Genomic DNA, 17,898 nt, shown 5'->3' with positions numbered 1-17,898 from the left:
ATCCGAGGAGGCCGCGTGGCTACCGCGCGCAACGAACCGAACAAGACAGCGATCTACGCCACGGCGCTCACCGCGTTCTTCGCGATCGCGGGCATCGCCGTCGTGGACCCGATCCTTCCCGTCATCGGCGCGGAGATCGGGGCCACCACCTGGGAGATCGAGCTGCTGTTCACCGCGTACATCGCGGTCATGGCGATCGGCATGATCCCCGCCGTCATGGCGACGGGGCGGTTCGGCTACAAGAAGATCCTGGCGACCGGGGTCACGCTCGTCGCCGTCGCGGCCGGGCTGGCGGCGCTGAGCGGCAACATCGCCCAGCTCGCGGTCCTGCGGGGGGTGTGGGGCCTGGGCAACGCGATGTTCTTCGCGACGGCCATGGTGCTGCTGGTCGCTCTGGCCCGGGACCGCGAGTGGGTGGTCGGCCTGTTCGAGACCTGCGTCGGGCTCGGCTTCGCGGTCGGGCCCCTGATCGGCGGTCTGCTCGGGCACATCAGCTGGCGGGTGCCGTTCTTCGTCTGCGGCCTGCTCATGCTGGTCGCCCTGCTCGTGTCGGTGACCCGGCTGAAGGACCCGGCGGAGAAGCCCGCGCCGCTGCGGCTCGGCCAGGTCTTCGGCCTGTTCCGCAAGCCCGGGTTCCTGTCGCTCGCCGTCGTCACGGCCGCCTACAACTTCGTCTTCTTCGTGGTGCTCGGCTACGTCCCCGTGTTCCTGGGCCTGGACGTCGTGCCGCTCGGCCTGGTGTTCACGGCATGGGGCATCGGCGTGGCTGTCGGCATCCTCGCGGTCGGTCACCGGCTCGCGCACGCCATCGGGTTCGTGCAGACGCTCGGCGTGGCAGTGCTCGGCGTGCTCGCCTGCGTGGCCCTGCTGGCCATCGGCGTGGGCACCGCGGGATCCGTCGTCGTGACCATCGTGGCCGGTGTGTTCATGGGCATCGCGAACGCCAACCTCACCGACCTGTCGCTGGCCCTCGGCGACCCGGACCGCCGGGTCACCACGGGTGCGTTCAACCTGGTGCGGTGGGGGTTCGCGGCCCCGGCGCCGGTGGTCGCTGGTCTGCTCGCCGAGAGCGTGGGCGCCGCCTCGCCGTTCTGGGTCGCCTCGGGCGTGCTGGTCGTCGGAGTGATCGTGTTCCTCGTCACCGCGCACGTCATGGCGCGGCCGCTCGGCGAGCGAGTGCTCTGGCAGCGCTGGGACCGGCGCGCGCGGCAGGCCGAGCACACCCCGGAGGAGGCCATGTCCGAGCTGTGACGCCGGGCGAGGGCGGGCGGCGGGTCACCGTTCGGCTTGCCGCTGGTGCGGCACACTGCCCTACTCTGGGGACTTCGGTCGTTTTCACCCCGTTGGTCCGCCCCGGGCACGACGGCGGCAGCGTTCCGTCTGCCCGATCCTCGTCCGCACCGTGGAGTCCCCGTGTTCCGTCTCGCCCGGCTGTCCCTCGCGAACCGAGCCGTCGTGGCGCTGGTGACGATCGCGATAGCGGTGTTCGGCGTGGTGAGCATGACCGCGCTCAAGCAGGAGCTGATCCCGTCCCTCCAGCTGCCGACCGGGATCGTGAGCGCGCAGTACCCGGGTTCGTCGCCGCAGGTGGTCGAGGAGCAGGTCACCGACGTGATCGAGGAAGCCATCGCCTCGGTCGACGACGTCGCCTCCGTGCGCTCGACGGCGTCCACCGGCGTCTCCCTGACCACCGTCGAGTTCACGTACGGCACCGACATGGAGGCCGCGACCCAGCGGCTGCAGACCGCCGTCGCGGGCGCCCAGCCCGCCCTGCCCCAGGATGTCAGCCCGCAGGTCACGACCGGCTCCGTCGACGACGTGCCCGTGGTCCAGATGGCCGTGGCAGGTGACAAGAGCCCCCATGCGCTCGCGGACACCGTCGAGACCGTGATCGTCCCGGCCCTGGAGGACGTCGAGGGCGTCCGCTCGGTCGCGGTGACCGGGCAGCAGGAGACGGAGGTCCGCGTCCAGCCCGATCAGGCGCGGCTCGCGGCGGCCGGCCTCACACCGCAGGACCTGACCACGGTGCTGCAGGACAACGGCGTCGTCGTGCCGGCGGGCGAGATCACGGACGGCGGTCGTGCCTGGTCGGTGCAGCTCGGCAAGCCCGTGGACATGGTCGACCAGCTCAAGCAGCTCCCCGTCGTGCCGGGCGGCACGGCGGGAGCGGGCGGCACGGCGGGAGCGGGCGGCACGGCGGGAGCGGGCGGCGAAGACGCCGGCGCGGCTGCCGGCGCCCTGCCGGTCGACCCGGCGGCGCCGGCGGCTCCGGCCGAGCCGGCGCTCGTCGGTGAGGTCGCGACGGTCCGGCTCGAGCCGGTGGAGGCGACGTCGTACTCCCGGCTCGACGGTGCGCCGTCGCTCGGCCTGGCCATCACGAAGACGCCCGAGGCCAACACCGTCGAGGTGTCGCACGCCGTCGAGAACGCGCTCGCGGAGGCCGAGGTGGCCGACCCGCTGGCGGAGCGCGGCGTCACGACCGCCGTCGTGTTCGACCAGGCGCCGTTCGTCGAGGACTCGATCCACGGGCTGGCCACCGAGGGTGGTCTCGGTCTGCTGTTCGCCGTGCTCGTGATCCTCGTGTTCCTGATGTCGATGCGGTCCACGCTGGTGTCGGCGATCTCCATCCCGCTGTCGCTCGCGGTGACGTTCATCGCGATGAACGCGGGCGGATACACCCTGAACATCCTCACGCTCGGCGCGCTCACCATCTCGATCGGCCGTGTGGTGGACGACGCCATCGTCGTCATCGAGAACATCAAGCGGCACATGTCGTACGGCGTCGAGCGGACCGAGGCCGTCCTGACGGCGGTGCGCGAGGTGGGCGGGGCGATCGCCGCCTCCACGATCTGCACCGTGGCGGTCTTCCTGCCCATCGCCTTCGTGGGCGGTATGGTGGGAGAGCTGTTCCGGCCGTTCGCCCTCACGGTGTCGATCGCGATGCTGGCCTCGCTCGTCGTGGCACTCACCATCGTCCCCGTGCTGGCGTACTGGTTCATCCGGCCGCCGAAGAGCAGCAGTCGTGGCTCGGCGGCGCGCGCGGCGGCCGAGGAGAAGGAGGAGCGCGGCGTCTGGCAGCGGCTCTACGTGCCGTCGCTCGACGGCGCGCTGGCACGGCCCGCCGTCACCCTCGGCCTCGCCGTCGCGATCCTGGGCGGCACGGTGGCCCTGGTCCCGCGGATGGAGACCAGCTTCCTCGGGGACAGCGGGCAGGACACCGTGACGGTCACGCAGCACTACGCGCCCGGCACCTCGCTCAAGGGTCAGGACGAGGCGGCCAGAGAGGTGGAGGAGGCGCTCTCGGCCGTCCCGGCCGTCGACAGCGTGCAGTCCACCGTGGGCAGCGGCGGCGACATGTCCATGGCCGCGTTCGGCGGGGCGAGCGCAGGTCTCAAGGCATCGTTCGCGGTGACGCTCACGGACGACGCCGACGGCGCGGCCGCCGCGGCCGACATCCGCGCCGCCGTCGGCGGGCTCGCCGAGAAGCCGGCGACCGAGATCTCCGTCTCCGCCGGGGACTCCGTGGGGACGTCGTCGATCGACCTGGTCGTCCGGGCGCACGACGACGCGGCGCTGAGCCAGGCCACGACCGCACTCCAGGAGGCGATGGGCGGTCTCGACGGTGTCGCCGAGGTCAGCAACGACCTCTCCGCGGCACAGGAGATCGTCGAGGTGACCGTGAACCGCAAGGTCGCGGCCGAGTACGGGCTCACCGAGACCCAGGTCACCGGGATCGCGTCCGCGGCGATGGCGGGTGCGCAGGACATGGGCGAGCTGCGGACCGCCGAGGGCCCCGTGGGCGTCACGCTCGCGGCGGGCCGGACGCCGACGACCATGTCCGGCATCGGCGAGATCCCGGTACCGACGGCGGCCGGGACGGTGCAGCTCAGCGACGTCGCGACGGTGCACGTCGCCAAGACGCCGACGTCGATCAGCCGGATCGACGGCGACCGGTCCGCGACGGTGTCGGTGACGCCTGCCGGCGACGACCTGGGGGCGGTGACCGAGGCGGTCGACGCCGAGATCGCGGCGCTCGACCTGCCCGCGGGGGCCACGGTGACCGTGGGCGGCGCGGCGGCCGACCAGGCGGAGGCGTTCAACGACCTGGGGATGGCGCTGCTGGCCGCGATCGCCCTCGTGTTCATCGTCATGGTGGCCGCGTTCCGCAGCCTGGCCCAGCCGTTCATCCTGCTGGTGTCGATCCCGTTCGCGGCGGTGGGCGCCCTGGTGGCGCTGGTCGCCACGGACACCCCGCTGGGGGTGCCCGCGCTCATCGGCACCCTGCTGCTGGTGGGGATCGTGGTGTCCAACGCGATCGTGCTCATCGACCTCATCAACCAGTACCGCCAGGACGGCATGGCCCTCGACGAGGCGGTGCGCGAAGGTGCGCGCAAGCGACTGCGCCCCATCGTCATGACGGCTCTGGCCACGGTCTTCGCACTGACGCCGATGGCGGTGGGGGTCACCGGCGGCGGGGCGTTCATCTCGCAGCCGCTGGCGCTCGTGGTGATCGGCGGACTCGTCTCCTCGACCGCGCTGACCCTGTACGTGGTGCCCGTGATCTACACGATCTTCGAGGGCCGGGCCGAACGCCGTCGTGCGGCGGACAAGGCCGCTGGGCGGACCACGCGCAGGCCGCTGACCGGAGCGTTCCCCAGCGTGGCGACCGGGGCCTTCCAGACGGTCGGCCGCCAGGCGGCGGCGCAGCGACAGGCACCCGCAGCGCCGGCCTGGCCGCCGACCCCGGAACCCGCTGCCGTCCAGACCGGTTCCTGGGCCTCGCCGGCCCGGTCCAGCGCCTGGGCCGAACCCGACCAGGGGCGTCCGGGGCGGCACAGCCGGCCCACTCCCGCGCAGGCCCCGCCCGCGCGGGCTCCGTTCACCCAGTCGCCGCCTGCGCAGGCTCCGTCTACTCAATCGCCGTCTACTCAGTCGCCGCCCGCGCAGAGCCCGCCAGCTCGGGTTCCGTCGGCCCGGGCGTCCGCCAGGGTCGAGCCACAGCACGGGGTCGGACAGGGTGCGACCCCGGCTCCCGACCGGCAGCAGCCGGCGGCATATCCGTTGTTCGAGACATACCCCCAGCAGAACGGGTATGCACCGCACGGCGGGCAGCACGCGGAACGTTCCCAGCAGCGCTACCAGCAGCCCGTCCCCGCATCGGACCCGCGGCAGCCCGCCCCGGCACCGGATCCGCGTCGGCCTGCCCCGGCTGCAGATCCGCGGCAGCACGCTCCAGGACCGGATCCGCGGCTGCAGGCGCGGCCGCCACAGCAGCCCGTGCCGGGGCACTCGGCGCAGCAGTGGCCCAGCCCGCCGTCGGCGCACCAGCCGCCGCAACAGGCGCAGCAACAGCTGCCGGTCCGCCGACAGCCGCAGCAGGAACGGTCAGTCCGGCCGCCGCACGAGGAGCCACCGGTCCGGTATCAGCAGGAGGAACCACCGGTCCGGTATCCGCAGGAGGAACCACCGACCCGGCACCCGCAGCAGGCGGCGCCGGTCTGGCCTCATCCGCTGGACCCGCTCGACTGAGGCCTCACCCCACAGACAACTGTGCTCCCGGGGATGGGTTGCGGAGAGTAGACAATGCCTACTCTCCGCAACCCATCCCCGGGAGCACATCTCTCTCGGAGAGGCGCCGGGCCGGACAGCCCGGCCCGCCCGGTCACGTCCCGCTACGCGTCCTGCAGCTTGAGGCGGGCCGCTGCACCGATCAGCACCAGCGCCGTGTACCCGCCCAGCACGCCGATGCCCACCCACGGGTCCAGCACGTCCGGGAACGCGCCCGCGTTGGGTGTGATCTGCGCACCCGCCACGCTGGGCAGCAGCTTGTTCACCGTGCCGACCCACTCGAGCTGGGCCGCCGCGAAGGTGGCCACCTGGAAGATCGTCGGGATCACGAGGAAGATCGCGACCACCGTGAAGATCGCACCCGCGGTGTGGCGCAGCAGGGTGCCGAGGCCGAGGGCGAACAGCGCCACCAGCGTCACGTAGAGCACCGTGCCCAGCAGCGACCGCACCTGGTCGCCGTCGCCGAAGTCGACCGTCGCACCGTTGCCGTTCAGGATCGGGTAGGTGACGAGCCAGCTCAGGGCCAGCGACACCGCCGTGAGCACCGCCGTCACGAGCACGAGCACGAGCGCCTTGCCGAAGAACGCCGGCAGGCGGCTGGGCACCGCCGCGAACGTCGAGCGGATCATGCCTGTGGAGTACTCGCCGGTGATCATCAGCGCCCCGAGCACGGCGACCACGAGGGCCGCCATCTCGAACCCGGCCGCCACGACCCTGGTCCCGCCCAGCATGCCGCCCATGGCTGCTTGGTCCTCCGGCGGGGCGCCCTCCATCGCGTCGCCGGCGAGCTGGACCACGAGGGCCAGCAGGAGGGCGAACCCGATCATGACCACGACGGTCGACGCGAGCGTCCACCACGTGGAGCGCAGCGACCACAGCTTGATCCACTCCGAGCGCAGCACCCGCCAGAAGGTGACGGGGCGGACGGAGGTCTTCCCCGTCGTCGGGCCGGACGCGGCTCCGCTCGCCGGAGCGGTGACCGTCGCGCTCATGCCTTGCTCCCCTCGAGGTCGGACGTCGCACCGGCGGTGGCGATGTCCTCGGACTGGTACTCGACCGCGTCGGCGGTCAGCGACATGTAGGCCTCCTCGAGCGTGGACGCGACGGGCGTGAGCTCGTGCAGCACGATCCGCGACGCCGCAGCCAGCTCGCCGACGGAGGCCGCGTTGCTGCCGCGCACCTCCAGCAGGCCCGGCTCGACGTCGTCGACCTGGGCGTTGTTGGCCTTGAGCAGCTCGGCGAGCTCGGTCGCCTGGGGCGAACGGACCCGGACGAGCTTGCGCTCGGCGCCGTCGACGATCTCCTGGACCGGGGCGTCCGCGAGGATGCGGCCGCGGCCGATGACGATCACGTGGTCGGCCGTCAGGGCGACCTCGCTCATCAGGTGGCTGGACAGGAAGACCGTGCGGCCCTCGGAGGCGAGGTACTTGGCGATGTTGCGGACCCACAGCACGCCCTCGGGGTCGAGCCCGTTGACGGGCTCGTCGAGGATCAGCGTGCGCGGGTCACCGAGCAGGGCCGCCGCGATGCCGAGGCGCTGGCCCATGCCGAGCGAGAAGCCACCCACGCGCTTGGTGGCCACGGGGCGCAGACCGGTGAGCTCGATCACCTCGTCGACGCGCCGGGTCGGGATACCGTGCGTCGCGGCCATGGCGAGCAGGTGGTTGCGCGCGGTCCGGCCGGTGTGCACGGCCTTCGCGTCGAGCAGGGCACCCACCTCCGCGAGCGGACGGCGGTGCGCGGCGTACGGCTTGCCGTTGACGGTCACGCTGCCGGCTGTGGGCCGGTCGAGGCCCACGATCATGCGCATCGTGGTCGACTTGCCGGCGCCGTTCGGGCCCAGGAAGCCGGTCACCTGGCCGGGTTGCACGGTGAACGTGACACCGTCGACGGCGGTCTTGGCGCCGTACCTCTTCGTCAGGCCTGTGGCCTTGATCATCACTTGCCCTTCCATCTGGCATGCGGGGACAGTCGATGCGACCGTCGGTCGGTCGCGCCAGGACTGGTCACTACGAGACTAGGGAGCCGGAGGCACCCACCGCACGCATTACCGGCCCCGATCATCCCTGGGACGGACCTACTTCATCCGAAGGTATGACCTGGGAACTCTCCAGGCATGTCCAGCGTTCCCTAGGATGGTCAGACAGACCAGGAGGAGCAGATGAGCAACCCCGTCTTTTCGAGAAGCGACGTCTTCGGTGAGCCGCGTCGTACCGGTGCCGCCGGTGCGCGCCGTGGCGGCACCGCCACCTACCCCAACCAGACTCCCGCGTACGGCACCCCGCCGCAGGCCGGCCAGTACGGTCAGTACGGCGCCGCGGGGCAGCAGGCGATGGACGCGTCGGAGCTCGACGCGATGTACCGCTCACCGTCCGCCACCACCGCGGACACGAAGCGGATGACCTACGACGACGTGATCGTCAAGACCGGCGGGCTGCTCGCGCTGCTCGTCGTCGTGGCGGCGGCGACGTGGACGCTGGTCCCGCCGGCGATGATGGGCCTGGTCATGATCGTGGGCCTGATCGGTGGGCTCGTGCTCGGCCTGGTCAACGCCTTCAAGCGGAACCCCAGCCCCGCGCTCATCGTGGCGTACACGGTGTTCGAGGGCGCCTTCCTCGGCGCGATCTCGCTGCAGTTCAACACGCTGTACGACGGCGTGGTGCTGCAGGCGGTGCTCGGCACCATCTCCGTGTTCGCGGTGAGCCTGTTCCTGTTCAAGAGCGGTCGCGTCCGCGTGACCGCCAAGTTCACGCGCTGGCTGATGTTCGCCATGCTGGGCTACGCGCTGTTCTCGCTGGTCAACCTGGTCCTGATGTGGACCGGGGTGCTCGGTGAGTTCGGTATGCGTTCCTGGGGCGGCGGCCTGGTCGGCATCGTCGTGGGCCTGATCGCCGTCGGCCTCGCGGCCGCCTCGCTGATCGTGGACTTCGACTCGATCAAGCGCGGTGTCGAGGCCGGTGTCCCGGCCAGGATGGCGTGGGCCGCGGCCTTCGGCCTCATGGTCACGCTGATCTGGCTGTACCTGGAGCTGCTCCGCCTGCTGGCGATCGTGTCCAGCTTCGCGCGCGACTAGTTCCGCACCGCACGTCCCGGATCGGGCCAGCCGTCGTCACGGCTGGCCCGATCTGCTGTGTCCGGGGTCGTGCGCGAGGGGCCGTGCGTCAGGGGCCGGCGGTCGCGCGGACGGCGTCCTGCCACGTGCGGTAGCCGCCGTCGAGGTTGCGCACGTCGTAGCCGAGCTGGGTGAGGAGCCGCGCGGCGGTGTGGCCGCGCTGGCCCACCTGGCAGTGCACCACCACGGGGCGCCCGGCCGGGATCTCCGCGTGCGCGCGGGCGCGCAGCTCGTCCAGGGGGACGTTCAGCGCCGGCGACCGCACGCCGTCCCGGGCCGTCTCGACCGTCCCGCGGGCGTGCTCGGCGGGCGTGCGCACGTCCACCAGCGTGGCCCCGTCCCGCACCGCCTCGTCGAGCTCGTGCCACTGGATGCTGCGTGTGGTGCCGGTGCGCAGGTTGTCGGCCACGTACCCCAGCATGTTGACCGGGTCCTTGGCGGAGCCGTAGGCGGGCGCGTAGGCCAGCTCGAGGTCTGCGAGCCCGGAGGCAGTGACTCCGCCGGCGATCGCGGTGGCGAGCACGTCGATGCGCTTGTCGACGCCGTCGCGGCCCACGGCCTGGGCGCCCAGGATGCGGTCGGTGCCCGGATCCACGAGCAGCTTGAGCGCCATCGCGCTGGCCCCCGGGTAGTACCCGGCGTGCTGGCTCGGGTGGGTGTGCACGATGCGGTGGGGCCGGCCCTCGGCCCGGAGCTGCTTCTCGTTGCGCCCCACGACCGCCGCGGTCAGGTCGAAGACGCCGACGACGGCGGTGCCCGTCGACGGCCGCATGCCCGTCCGCCCGAGGATCACGTCCGCGACGTGCCGCCCGTGCCGGTTGGCGAGGTTCGCGAGCGGGATCAGGGTGAACGACTCCTGCCCGGCCGCAGACTGCGCGTCACGCTTGAGCGCGGCGTCACCGACGGCGAACACGTCCGGCACCGACGTGCGCAGGTCCTCGTCCACCAGGACGCCGCCGCGCGGGCCGAGCTCGGCACCCGCCAGCTCGGCGAGCTCCGTGTCGGGCCGGACGCCGACGGCCGCGACCACCACGTCGGCCGGGATCTCGCCGGCGTCGGCGCCCGCGGCGTCGGCCAGGACCGCGGTGCCCGGCGTCAGTGCGGTGACCTGGGTCGAGGTGCGGACGTCGACCCCGTGCGACGCCAGCTCGTCGCGGACGCGGACGGCCAGCTCGGGGTCCAGCGGCGTCAGCACCTGGTCGGCCAGCTCCACGACGGTGACCGCGAGACCGCGCCGGACCAGGTTCTCGGCGACCTCCAGGCCCACGAAGCCGGCCCCGACGACGACCGCGGTCCGGGCGTCCGGGCGGCCGGCCTCGGCCAGCAGCCGGTCGGCGTCGGCGACGTCGCGCAGCACGAGCGCGCGCTCCGCGCCGGGAACCTGCGGGACCACCGGGCGGGCGCCGGGGCTCAGGACGAGGCGGTCGTACGCCTGGACGTACTCGTCGCCGGTCGTCAGGTCGCGCACCGTCAGCGTGTGTGCCGCGGCGTCGATGCCGGTGACCCGCTGCCGCACCCGGACGTCGAGGCGGAACCGCGCCGCGAGCGACTCGGGCGTCTGCAGCAGCAGTGCGTCGCGGTCCTCGATCACGCCGCCCGCGTAGTACGGCAGCCCGCAGTTCGCGTACGACACGTGGTCACCCGCCTCGACGACGACGATCTCGGCGTCCTCCGCGAGACGACGGAGCCGGGTCGCGGCCGACATGCCCGCGGCGACGCCGCCCACGATGACGATCCTCATGTGCGTTCCTTCCTCGTTTGACCGCGACAATACCCCGGGGGGTATTCTCGCTCCAAACGACCGCGAAGGAGATCGACCATGTGCAGGGCTGTGACGTGCCGGACGTGCGGCAGGACGACGTGGGCGGGCTGCGGGCAGCACGTGGACCAGGTGATGGCGAACGTGCCGCGTGCCGACCGGTGCCCCGGTCATGCCGAGGAGCCGACCGCAGCGCCGGCCGGCGAGCCGCCCGCGAAGGGCTCGTTCCTGTCCCGCCTGTTCGGCCGCTGAGAGGGGAGGCGTGGTCATGGAGCTCGACCCGCAGGAGATGAAGAAGGTGTCCAACCGGCTGCGACGCGCGCAGGGACAGCTCGCCGCCGTCGTGCGCATGGTGGACGAGGGGGCGGACTGCGCCGACGTCGTCACACAGCTCTCGGCGGTGTCGAAGGCGATCGACCGGGCCGGCTTCGCCGTCATCGCGAAGGGGCTGAAGCAGTGCCTGTCGGACGAGGAGAACGGCGCGGCCGACGCCGAGAAGCTGGAGAAGCTCTTCCTGTCCTTCGCCTAGCCTGCCTCGGCCGCCCGTCCCGGCGGGCCGCCTCGACTCAGTCGAGGCAGAACTCGTTGCCCTCGACGTCCTGCATCGTGAGGCACGACTCGTTCTCCTCGTCCGCCTCCTGCAGGTAGAGCCGGGTGCCGCCCAGCGCGACCAGCCGCGCGCACTCGGCCTCGAGGACGTCGACCCGCTCCTGGCCGACCAGGCCCGTGCCCGCCCGCACGTCGACGTGCACGCGGTTCTTGACGACCTTGCCCTCCGGCACCTTCTGGAAGTAGAGCCGGGGCCCGGCACCCGTGGGGTCCGAGGCGGCGGCGCCGTCGGCGCCCCGCTTCTCGGGCGGGAGGGAGCTCTCGTACTCCTCCCAGGTGGTGAAGCCCTCGGGGGCGGGAGGGAGGACGTACCCGAGCACCTCGCACCAGAACCGAGCGACGCGCCACGGGTCCGCGCAGTCGAAGGTGATCTGGACCTGCCTGACGGAAACCATCCGCTCAGCCTAATGACCGCAGGGCACCCCGGGACACGGGATTTCCGGCGGGGCGTCAGCGGGTGGCGGCGACCGGCGCACCCAGCGCCGCGACGCCCGCGACGAGCATGTCGACCAGCACCGCGAAGCTCTGGTCCACGTCCTCCCGCATCCGGAACCCGCCGCCGAGCTCCAGCAGCACGAACCCGTGGATGCCCGACCGGACGGCGCGGACGGCGTCGATCACACGGTCGTCCGGCAGCTCGAAGCCGCGCAGCGTCGCCACCACGACCTGCACGCCCTCTGCGGCGACGTCGCGGGCGACGGCGTCGGCCGGGTCGTCCGGATCGGGGCCCACCTGCGTGGCGGCGTAGCGTCCGGGGTGGTCGTGGGCGTACTGACGCCAGGCGCTCGCCAGGGCGCGGAGCGCATCCGCCCCGGCACGGCCCACGGTCGCCGAGGCACCCGTGGCGGTCAGCTCGCGGACGGCGAGCACGGCGACGTCGCGCCGCAGGTCGGCGAGCGAGCCCACGTGCTTGTAGAGGCTCGGTGCCGCGACGCCTGCTTTCGCGGCGACCTTCGCGAGCGTGAGGTCCGCGAACCCGCTCGCGCCGCCCTCGTCCACGACCTCGACGGCGAGCCGCACCACGGCGTCGGGCGACAGCCCGGCCCTAGGCACGCCGGCCGCCGTCCTCGGCCGCCCCGGCGCCGGCCGCGCCCGGGAGCCCGTCGAGGAACTCCAGGATCGCGGGGACCGTCACGTCGGGTGCCTGGTGCTGCGGGTAGTGGCCGACCTCGGGGACCAGGACGCCGCGGGCGCCGAGCGTGTCGGTCATCCAGGCCAGCTCCGCCGCCGGGTCCGGGTAGTCGGGGTCGAGCGCGCCGACCACGACCAGCGCCGGCGCCGTGACGTCGGGCAGCCGCGCCTCGACGACCGCGTGGTCGAGCGCGAGCGCGAGGTCGCGGAAGGACCGCAGGTGCGCCGGCTCGCTCAGCGCCCGCCGGACGGCCGCGACGTGCTCGGCGTGCCGCGCCGACCGCCGGCCCTTGCTGATCGACGAGTAGTACGACGCCCAGAACGCGGCGCCCCACGGCCGGGCGAGCAGCGCGCGGTAGGCCACGCGCAGCACGCGCTGCATGGCCGGCGACCCCGGCTCGCGCAGCAGCGGGCTGAGCAGGACGAGGCCGCGGACCAGGTCGGGCCGTTCGGCCGCGGCCCACGCGGCGGCCGAGGCGCCCATGGAGTTGCCCAGCAGGACGGCGGGGCCGGCGCCGAGGTGCTCGACGAGGGCCAGGAGGTCGGTGCCGGTGGCGTCGTCGCCGTGCGTCCGGAACGTGGTGTCCGAGTCGCCGTGGCCGCGCAGGTCCGCGACGACGACGCGGTAGCCGGCGTTGACGAGGGCCGGAGCGACGTCGTCGTACGTGGAGCGGAGGTCGCCCATGCCGGGGGCGGCGACCACGAGCGGTCCCGAGCCCGAGTCGGTGTAGGCGATGCGTCCCTCGGGGCGCTGCAGGAAGTTTGTCCTCATAGCCATAAAGCTACGCTCATTAGCCAGACCGCACAACCCCCCAAACGTCGAGTGCGGGACCTTCGCCCCTTTCTGCGTGTCAGAAGGGCGAAGATCCCGCACTCAACGGGGTGTGACGGGTCAGGACGGGCCGAAGTAGCCCTTCTCCGCCTCGCCCGACTCGGCCTTGATCACGTGCATGACGGCGTTGATCAGGGCCAGGTGCGTGAACGCCTGCGGGAAGTTGCCCAGGTGCCGGCCGGTGCCCGGCTCGATCTCCTCGGCGTAGAGGTTCAGCGACGACGCGTAGCCGAGCAGCCGCTCGCACAGCGACCGGGCCCGCTCCACCTCCCCGATCTCGACCAGGGCCGACACCAGCCAGAAGGAGCAGATGGTGAACGTGCCCTCCTCGCCCTGCAGCCCGTCGTCGGTCTCGTCCGTGCGGTACCGCAGCACGAGGCCGTCCTCGGTGAGCTCGTCCGCGATGGCCAGCACGGTGGCGCGCACGCGCTCGTCGTCGGGCGGCAGGAACCGCAGCAGGGGCACGAGCAGGAGCGACGCGTCCAGCGCCGGGTCGCCGTAGCGCTGCGTGAAGACGCCGCGCTCGTCCACACCCCGGGCGCAGATGTCGTCGGCGATCTCGTCGGCGATCTTCTGCCATTCCTTGGCGTAGTCGAGCTCGTCGTAGAGCCGGGCCAGCTTGGCACCGCGGTCCATCGCCACCCAGCACATGAGCTTGGAGCTGGTGAAGTGCTGCGGCTCGCCGCGCACCTCCCAGATGCCCCGGTCGGGCTTGTCCCAGTGCTTGGCGGCCTCCTCGACCTGCCGCTTGAGGATGGGCCACAGCGACTCGGGGAGCTGCTCGCGCGACTTGGCGTGCAGCCACACCGAGTCGAGCACCGCGCCCCACATGTCGTGCTGGCGCTGGTCGTAGGCCGCGTTGCCGATCCGCACCGGCTGCGCGCCCTCGTAGCCCGACAGGTGCGGCAGCTCGAACTCCTCCAGGGTGTTCTCGCCGCCCACGCCGTACATGATCTGCAGCGGCTGGTCGTCGCTGGTCACGTCCTGGATGAACGCGAAGAAGTCGTTCGCCTCACGCTCCAGGCCCAGCGTGTACAGGCCCCACAGGGCGAACGTCGAGTCGCGGATCCACGCGTACCGGTAGTCCCAGTTGCGCTCGCCGCCCGGCGTCTCGGGCAGCGACGTGGTCGCCGCGGCGATGAGGGCACCAGTGGGGGAGTAGGTCAGGCCCTTCAGGGTCAGCGCCGAGCGCTGCAGGTAGCTGCGCCACGGGTGGTCGGGGAACTGGCCTTGCGTGATCCAGTCGCGCCAGAACCGCTCGGTGCGCCACATCGCGTCGAGCGCGCCGGCGTAGGTGGTCGGGGCGCTCTGCGAGCCCCACGACATCGCGACGAAGTGCGTGGCACCCTCCGTCATCCGGGTGCGCGCGGTGACCCGCTTGCCGCCGTCCAGCCCGAACCGCAGGCTGGAGCGCAGGTGGAGGTCCGGGTTGGAGCCGCCGATGTGGGCCACGACCGCGGAGTAGCCGCTGTTCTCGTACTCCCACTCGACGTCGCGGCGCGCGTAGTCCGGGCGCGGCTCGCAGACGACCTCGAGGTCCACCGTGCCCGACACGCACTTGATGGTGCGCATCAGCACGTGCTCGGCGTCGTCGTCCGTGGGGGTGCGCCGGTGCGTGCCCGAACGCGACTCGAGGTCGTGCCACGGGCCCATGAGCATCGCGTCCCGCACCACGAGCCAGCCCGTGGGGGTCTGCCACGTGGTCTCCAGGATGAGCGTGCCCGGCAGGTAGCGGCGCGCCACCGGCACGTTCACGCCGTGCGGCCCCACCCGGAAGTGGCCGGCTCCCCGGTCCAGGATCTTGGCGAAGATGCTCGGCGAGTCGGGCCGGGGCACGCACATCCACTCGACGCTGCCGGACGGCGCGATCAGCGCGTTGGTCTCGCAGTCGGAGAGGAAGCCGTACTCGCCGATGTGCGGGAACTTGCTGCGGCCGTCCCAGGCCCGGGGGGAGGCGCCGTCGCTCGTGTGTCCTCTGACCGGGCCCGGGCTGGTGGGCGTCGGTGCCTCCCGGCGCCGCGAGGGGGTGCCGGCTGCCGCGGGGGCATCGGCGTCGGCCCCCGGCGACTCAATCGATTCGAGCGTCATGAGACTCAAGGGTTCCGCACGGTCCGCGGGTGTGGCAAACCGTGCGCGTGTGGTGCGCGGCACCCCTTCCGCGCCCTTCTCGCGACGCGTTCCGGGGCCGTGTCGATCGAGCGGTTTCCCGTTCGACCTGTGAGTGAGAAGGTCCCGTCGAGGGGGCCGTGACGAACAGGGAGAAGAGACCATGCCGAAGTACATGCTCATCATGCGCGGGACCGACGAGACCGTGGCCGCCTACGAGCAGATGGACTTCCAGAAGATCGTGGCCGACATGGGCCGGTTCAACCAGGAGATGATCCAGGCGGGCGTGCTGGTGGCCGGTGAGGGCCTGGAGGACGCCGCGGACTCCGTGGTCGTGGACTACTCGTCCGAGACGCCCGTCGTGACCGACGGGCCCTACGGCGAGACCAAGGAGCTGTTCAACGGCTTCTGGATCCTGGACGTGGCCTCCAAGGAGGAGGCGGTCGAGTGGGCCAGGCGGGCCCCGCTGGCCGGCCCGGGCAGCAAGGCGGAGATCCGCAAGGTGACCGAGATGGACCAGTTCCCGCAGGACAACGAGTACATCCAGAAGGAGCGGGACTGGCGCGAGTCCACGGGCCAGCTCTGAGCCCGAGGGCCGAGGGCGGAAAGGGAGCGCGATGGACGACGACGCCGCACGACGGGCGGTCGAGGCGGTCTGGCGCATCGAGTCGGCGCGCATCGTCGGCGCGCTCACCCGCTACACGCGGGACTTCGAGCTCGCCGAGGACGTGGCCCAGGAGGCGCTCGTCGAGGCGCTCGTCTCCTGGCCCCGTGACGGCACGCCGTGCGACCCCGCGGCGTGGCTCGTCACCACGGCCCGGCGCCGGGCGATCGACGCCTACCGGCGCCGGGCCGGGCGCGACGAGCGCTACGCCGCGCTGGCGCACGGCCTCGCCGAGGGGGAGGTAGTGACAGGCGGGCCGACGCCCGGCGCGGGTGCTCTCGCAGGTGACCCGGGTTCTGCACCCGATCTGATCGACCCCGGGCGCATCGACGACGACGTGCTCGCGCTCATGTTCGTGTCCTGTCACCCGGTGCTGTCCCGGGAGGCGCGGATCGCGCTGACCCTGCGCGTCGTGGGCGGCCTGACGAGCGACGAGATCGCCCGGGCGTTCCTGGTGCCCGTCGCGACGGTCCAGGCCCGCATCACCCGCGCCAAGAAGACGATCGCGGCGGCCCAGGTCCCGTTCGAGGTGCCCGACGGCGCGGACCGGGCGCAGCGGCTCTCGTCGGTGCGCGGGGTGCTGTACGTGATCTTCACCGAGGGTTCCTCGGCGACGTCGGGCGACGACTGGATCCGGCACGACCTGGCCCGCGAGGCCGTGCGCCTGGCCCGCGTGCTCGCCCGGCTCGCCCCCGAGCCCGAGACCTTCGGCCTGCTCGCGCTCCTGGAGCTGACCGCCGCCCGGTTCCCCGCCCGGACGGGGCCGGCGGGGGAGCCGGTCCTGCTGGAGGACCAGGACCGGCGCCGCTGGGACCGCTCGGCGATCACCCGGGGCCGGGCGGCGCTGCGCCGCGCCGTCGGCCCGGCCGGGATGGGGGCCTACGCGCTGCAGGCGGCGATCGCCGAGTGCCACGCGGTGGCCCCCTCCGTGCCCGGCACGGACTGGGAGCGGGTCGTGGTGCTCTACGAGGCGCTCGGCCGTATCGCGCCGTCGCCCGTGGTGGACCTGAACCGTGCGGTCGCCGTGGCGATGGCCCGCGGGCCGGAGCTGGGGCTGCGGGTCGTGGACGACCTGGTCGACCGCCGTGTGCTGCAGGGTTCCCATCTGCTGCCGGGCGTCCGCGGCGAGCTGCTGGCCCGCCTGGGCCGCCCGGCAGAGGCCCGGGCGGAATATCTTCGCGCGGCGGCCCTGTGCGCCAACGCGCCGGAACGTGCGGTCCTGACGGCCAAGGCCGCCGCCCTGCCCTGACTCAACGGGTCAGCCAGGTGAGGTGGTCGGTGGTGGTCGGGCGGTACTCGCAGCCCGTCCAGCCCGGGTAGCCGCTCGCGTCCAGCGCGTCGAAGAAGGCCGGGTAGTCGATGGTGCCCGTGCCCGGTTCGCCGCGGCCCGGGGAGTCGGCGATCTGCACGTGGTCGACCGTGGCGCCGTGCCGTGCGATGTCCGCCACCACGTCGGCGCCGTTGTTGTGCAGGTGGTAGGCGTCGAAGAGCACGCCGACGCCGTCGCCCGCGCGGTCGGCGACCGCCCGCGCGTCGTCGAGGGTCAGGATGGGGTAGTCGCCGTTCTCGCCGCGGGTCAGCGGCTCGACCAGCACCGTGACGCCGGCGTCGGCCAGGGTGTCGGCGGCGAGCCGGAGGTGCCGGGTCGCCGTCTCGTCCTGGACGGCCGCCGGGACGTCCGGCAGGCGCTGCCCGTACAGCGCGTTGACCCGGTCGCAGCCGGTCGCCCCGACGATCGACCGCAGCACCGCGAGGTTGCGCCGCAGCTCGTCGGCCCGGTCCGGGTGGGAGATGACGCCGCGCTCACCGCCGGGCATGTCACCCGCCCAGAGGTTGAGGCCGGTGAGCCGGACGTCCGCCGCGGCCAGGGCGTCGACGAACGCCCCCACCTGCGCGGCGTCCGGGTCGGGGGTGGCGAACGGCCACCAGCACTCCACCGCCTCGAACCCCGCGTCGCGGGCATGGCGGAACCGTTCGGGCAGCGGCACCTCGCTGAACAGCAAGGACACGTTGGCGGCGAACCTGGGCATCTCGAACTCCGATCGTCGGCATTGACCGAGACAGGTATATCGAAATACCCTTCGTCAGGCCAGTCCTGATTCACTGGACGCGCAGAC

At 72.7% G+C, this 17,898-nt stretch carries 15 protein-coding genes; 7 read left to right on the top strand and 8 right to left on the bottom strand.

What is annotated here, in order from left to right; all coding sequences use genetic code 11:
- Positions 1-15 precede the first annotated feature (15 nt).
- Both ACIG47_RS10600 and ACIG47_RS10595 read left to right on the top strand, forming a co-directional pair.
- The gene (locus ACIG47_RS10600) at positions 16-1,251 is read left to right on the top strand and encodes an MFS transporter (RefSeq protein WP_397417064.1); all 1,236 of its coding nucleotides are present in this window, start codon (positions 16-18) and stop codon (positions 1,249-1,251) included.
- A 162-nt stretch (positions 1,252-1,413) separates the two neighbouring features.
- On the top strand, positions 1,414-5,529 hold the full coding sequence (locus tag ACIG47_RS10595; RefSeq protein WP_397430765.1) for an efflux RND transporter permease subunit: 4,116 nt from the start codon (positions 1,414-1,416) through the stop codon (positions 5,527-5,529).
- A 143-nt stretch (positions 5,530-5,672) separates the two neighbouring features.
- On the opposite strand, the gene ACIG47_RS10590 is transcribed toward ACIG47_RS10595, so the two are convergent.
- Positions 5,673-6,560: an ABC transporter permease subunit gene (locus ACIG47_RS10590; protein WP_397417060.1), complete on the bottom strand. Its 888-nt coding sequence runs from the start codon at positions 6,558-6,560 to the stop codon at positions 5,673-5,675.
- Positions 6,557-7,507 carry an ABC transporter ATP-binding protein gene (locus ACIG47_RS10585; RefSeq protein WP_397417058.1) on the bottom strand — a complete coding sequence of 317 codons (951 nt, stop codon included), beginning with the start codon at positions 7,505-7,507 and terminating at the stop codon, positions 6,557-6,559. Before ACIG47_RS10585 ends, ACIG47_RS10590 begins: the two co-directional genes overlap by 4 nt.
- A gap of 222 nt (positions 7,508-7,729) precedes the next feature.
- Here ACIG47_RS10585 and ACIG47_RS10580 point away from each other — a divergent pair, with 222 nt between their 5' ends.
- Entirely contained in the window at positions 7,730-8,641 is a 912-nt protein-coding gene (locus ACIG47_RS10580; RefSeq protein WP_397430764.1) for a Bax inhibitor-1/YccA family protein, read from the top strand.
- Positions 8,642-8,729: 88 nt separating this feature from the next.
- On the opposite strand, the gene ACIG47_RS10575 is transcribed toward ACIG47_RS10580, so the two are convergent.
- Positions 8,730-10,421 (bottom strand): FAD-dependent oxidoreductase, encoded by a 1,692-nt coding sequence (locus ACIG47_RS10575; RefSeq protein WP_397430763.1) that lies wholly within the window; start codon positions 10,419-10,421, stop codon positions 8,730-8,732.
- Positions 10,422-10,499: 78 nt separating this feature from the next.
- On the opposite strand from ACIG47_RS10575, the gene ACIG47_RS10570 reads away from it, so the two are divergent.
- Entirely contained in the window at positions 10,500-10,691 is a 192-nt protein-coding gene (locus tag ACIG47_RS10570; RefSeq protein WP_397430762.1) for a hypothetical protein, read from the top strand.
- A 16-nt stretch (positions 10,692-10,707) separates the two neighbouring features.
- The gene (locus tag ACIG47_RS10565; RefSeq protein WP_397430761.1) at positions 10,708-10,968 is read left to right on the top strand and encodes a metal-sensitive transcriptional regulator; all 261 of its coding nucleotides are present in this window, start codon (positions 10,708-10,710) and stop codon (positions 10,966-10,968) included.
- 37 nt (positions 10,969-11,005) lie between these two features.
- Here the strand turns inward: ACIG47_RS10565 and ACIG47_RS10560 are convergent, their stop codons facing one another.
- The 4 genes from ACIG47_RS10560 to ACIG47_RS10545 all read right to left on the bottom strand — a co-directional run bounded on the left by ACIG47_RS10560 (position 11,006) and on the right by ACIG47_RS10545 (position 15,099).
- On the bottom strand, positions 11,006-11,443 hold the full coding sequence (locus tag ACIG47_RS10560) for a VOC family protein (RefSeq protein WP_397430760.1): 438 nt from the start codon (positions 11,441-11,443) through the stop codon (positions 11,006-11,008).
- A gap of 55 nt (positions 11,444-11,498) precedes the next feature.
- The gene (locus ACIG47_RS10555) at positions 11,499-12,101 is read right to left on the bottom strand and encodes a WHG domain-containing protein (protein WP_397430759.1); all 603 of its coding nucleotides are present in this window, start codon (positions 12,099-12,101) and stop codon (positions 11,499-11,501) included.
- On the bottom strand, positions 12,094-12,951 hold the full coding sequence (locus tag ACIG47_RS10550; RefSeq protein ID WP_397430758.1) for an alpha/beta fold hydrolase: 858 nt from the start codon (positions 12,949-12,951) through the stop codon (positions 12,094-12,096). The genes ACIG47_RS10555 and ACIG47_RS10550 overlap by 8 nt, the downstream gene beginning before the upstream one ends.
- A gap of 120 nt (positions 12,952-13,071) precedes the next feature.
- Positions 13,072-15,099 (bottom strand): glycoside hydrolase family 15 protein, encoded by a 2,028-nt coding sequence (locus ACIG47_RS10545; protein WP_397430757.1) that lies wholly within the window; start codon positions 15,097-15,099, stop codon positions 13,072-13,074.
- A 181-nt stretch (positions 15,100-15,280) separates the two neighbouring features.
- Between ACIG47_RS10545 and ACIG47_RS10540 the strand changes: the two genes are divergently transcribed.
- Both ACIG47_RS10540 and ACIG47_RS10535 read left to right on the top strand, forming a co-directional pair.
- A complete protein-coding gene (locus ACIG47_RS10540; RefSeq protein WP_397430756.1) occupies positions 15,281-15,703 on the top strand; it encodes a YciI family protein in 423 nt (140 codons plus the stop codon).
- A 31-nt stretch (positions 15,704-15,734) separates the two neighbouring features.
- Entirely contained in the window at positions 15,735-17,030 is a 1,296-nt protein-coding gene (locus tag ACIG47_RS10535) for an RNA polymerase sigma factor (protein ID WP_397430755.1), read from the top strand.
- A gap of 1 nt (position 17,031) precedes the next feature.
- Here the strand turns inward: ACIG47_RS10535 and ACIG47_RS10530 are convergent, their stop codons facing one another.
- The gene (locus tag ACIG47_RS10530) at positions 17,032-17,811 is read right to left on the bottom strand and encodes a hydroxypyruvate isomerase family protein (RefSeq protein WP_397430754.1); all 780 of its coding nucleotides are present in this window, start codon (positions 17,809-17,811) and stop codon (positions 17,032-17,034) included.
- Positions 17,812-17,898: the final 87 nt, after the last annotated feature.

It is taken from the genome of Promicromonospora sp. NPDC052451 (assembly GCF_044547525.1).
Taxonomy (GTDB): Bacteria; Actinomycetota; Actinomycetes; order Actinomycetales; family Cellulomonadaceae; genus Promicromonospora.
This window is presented reverse-complemented; position numbering and strand designations above follow the sequence as displayed.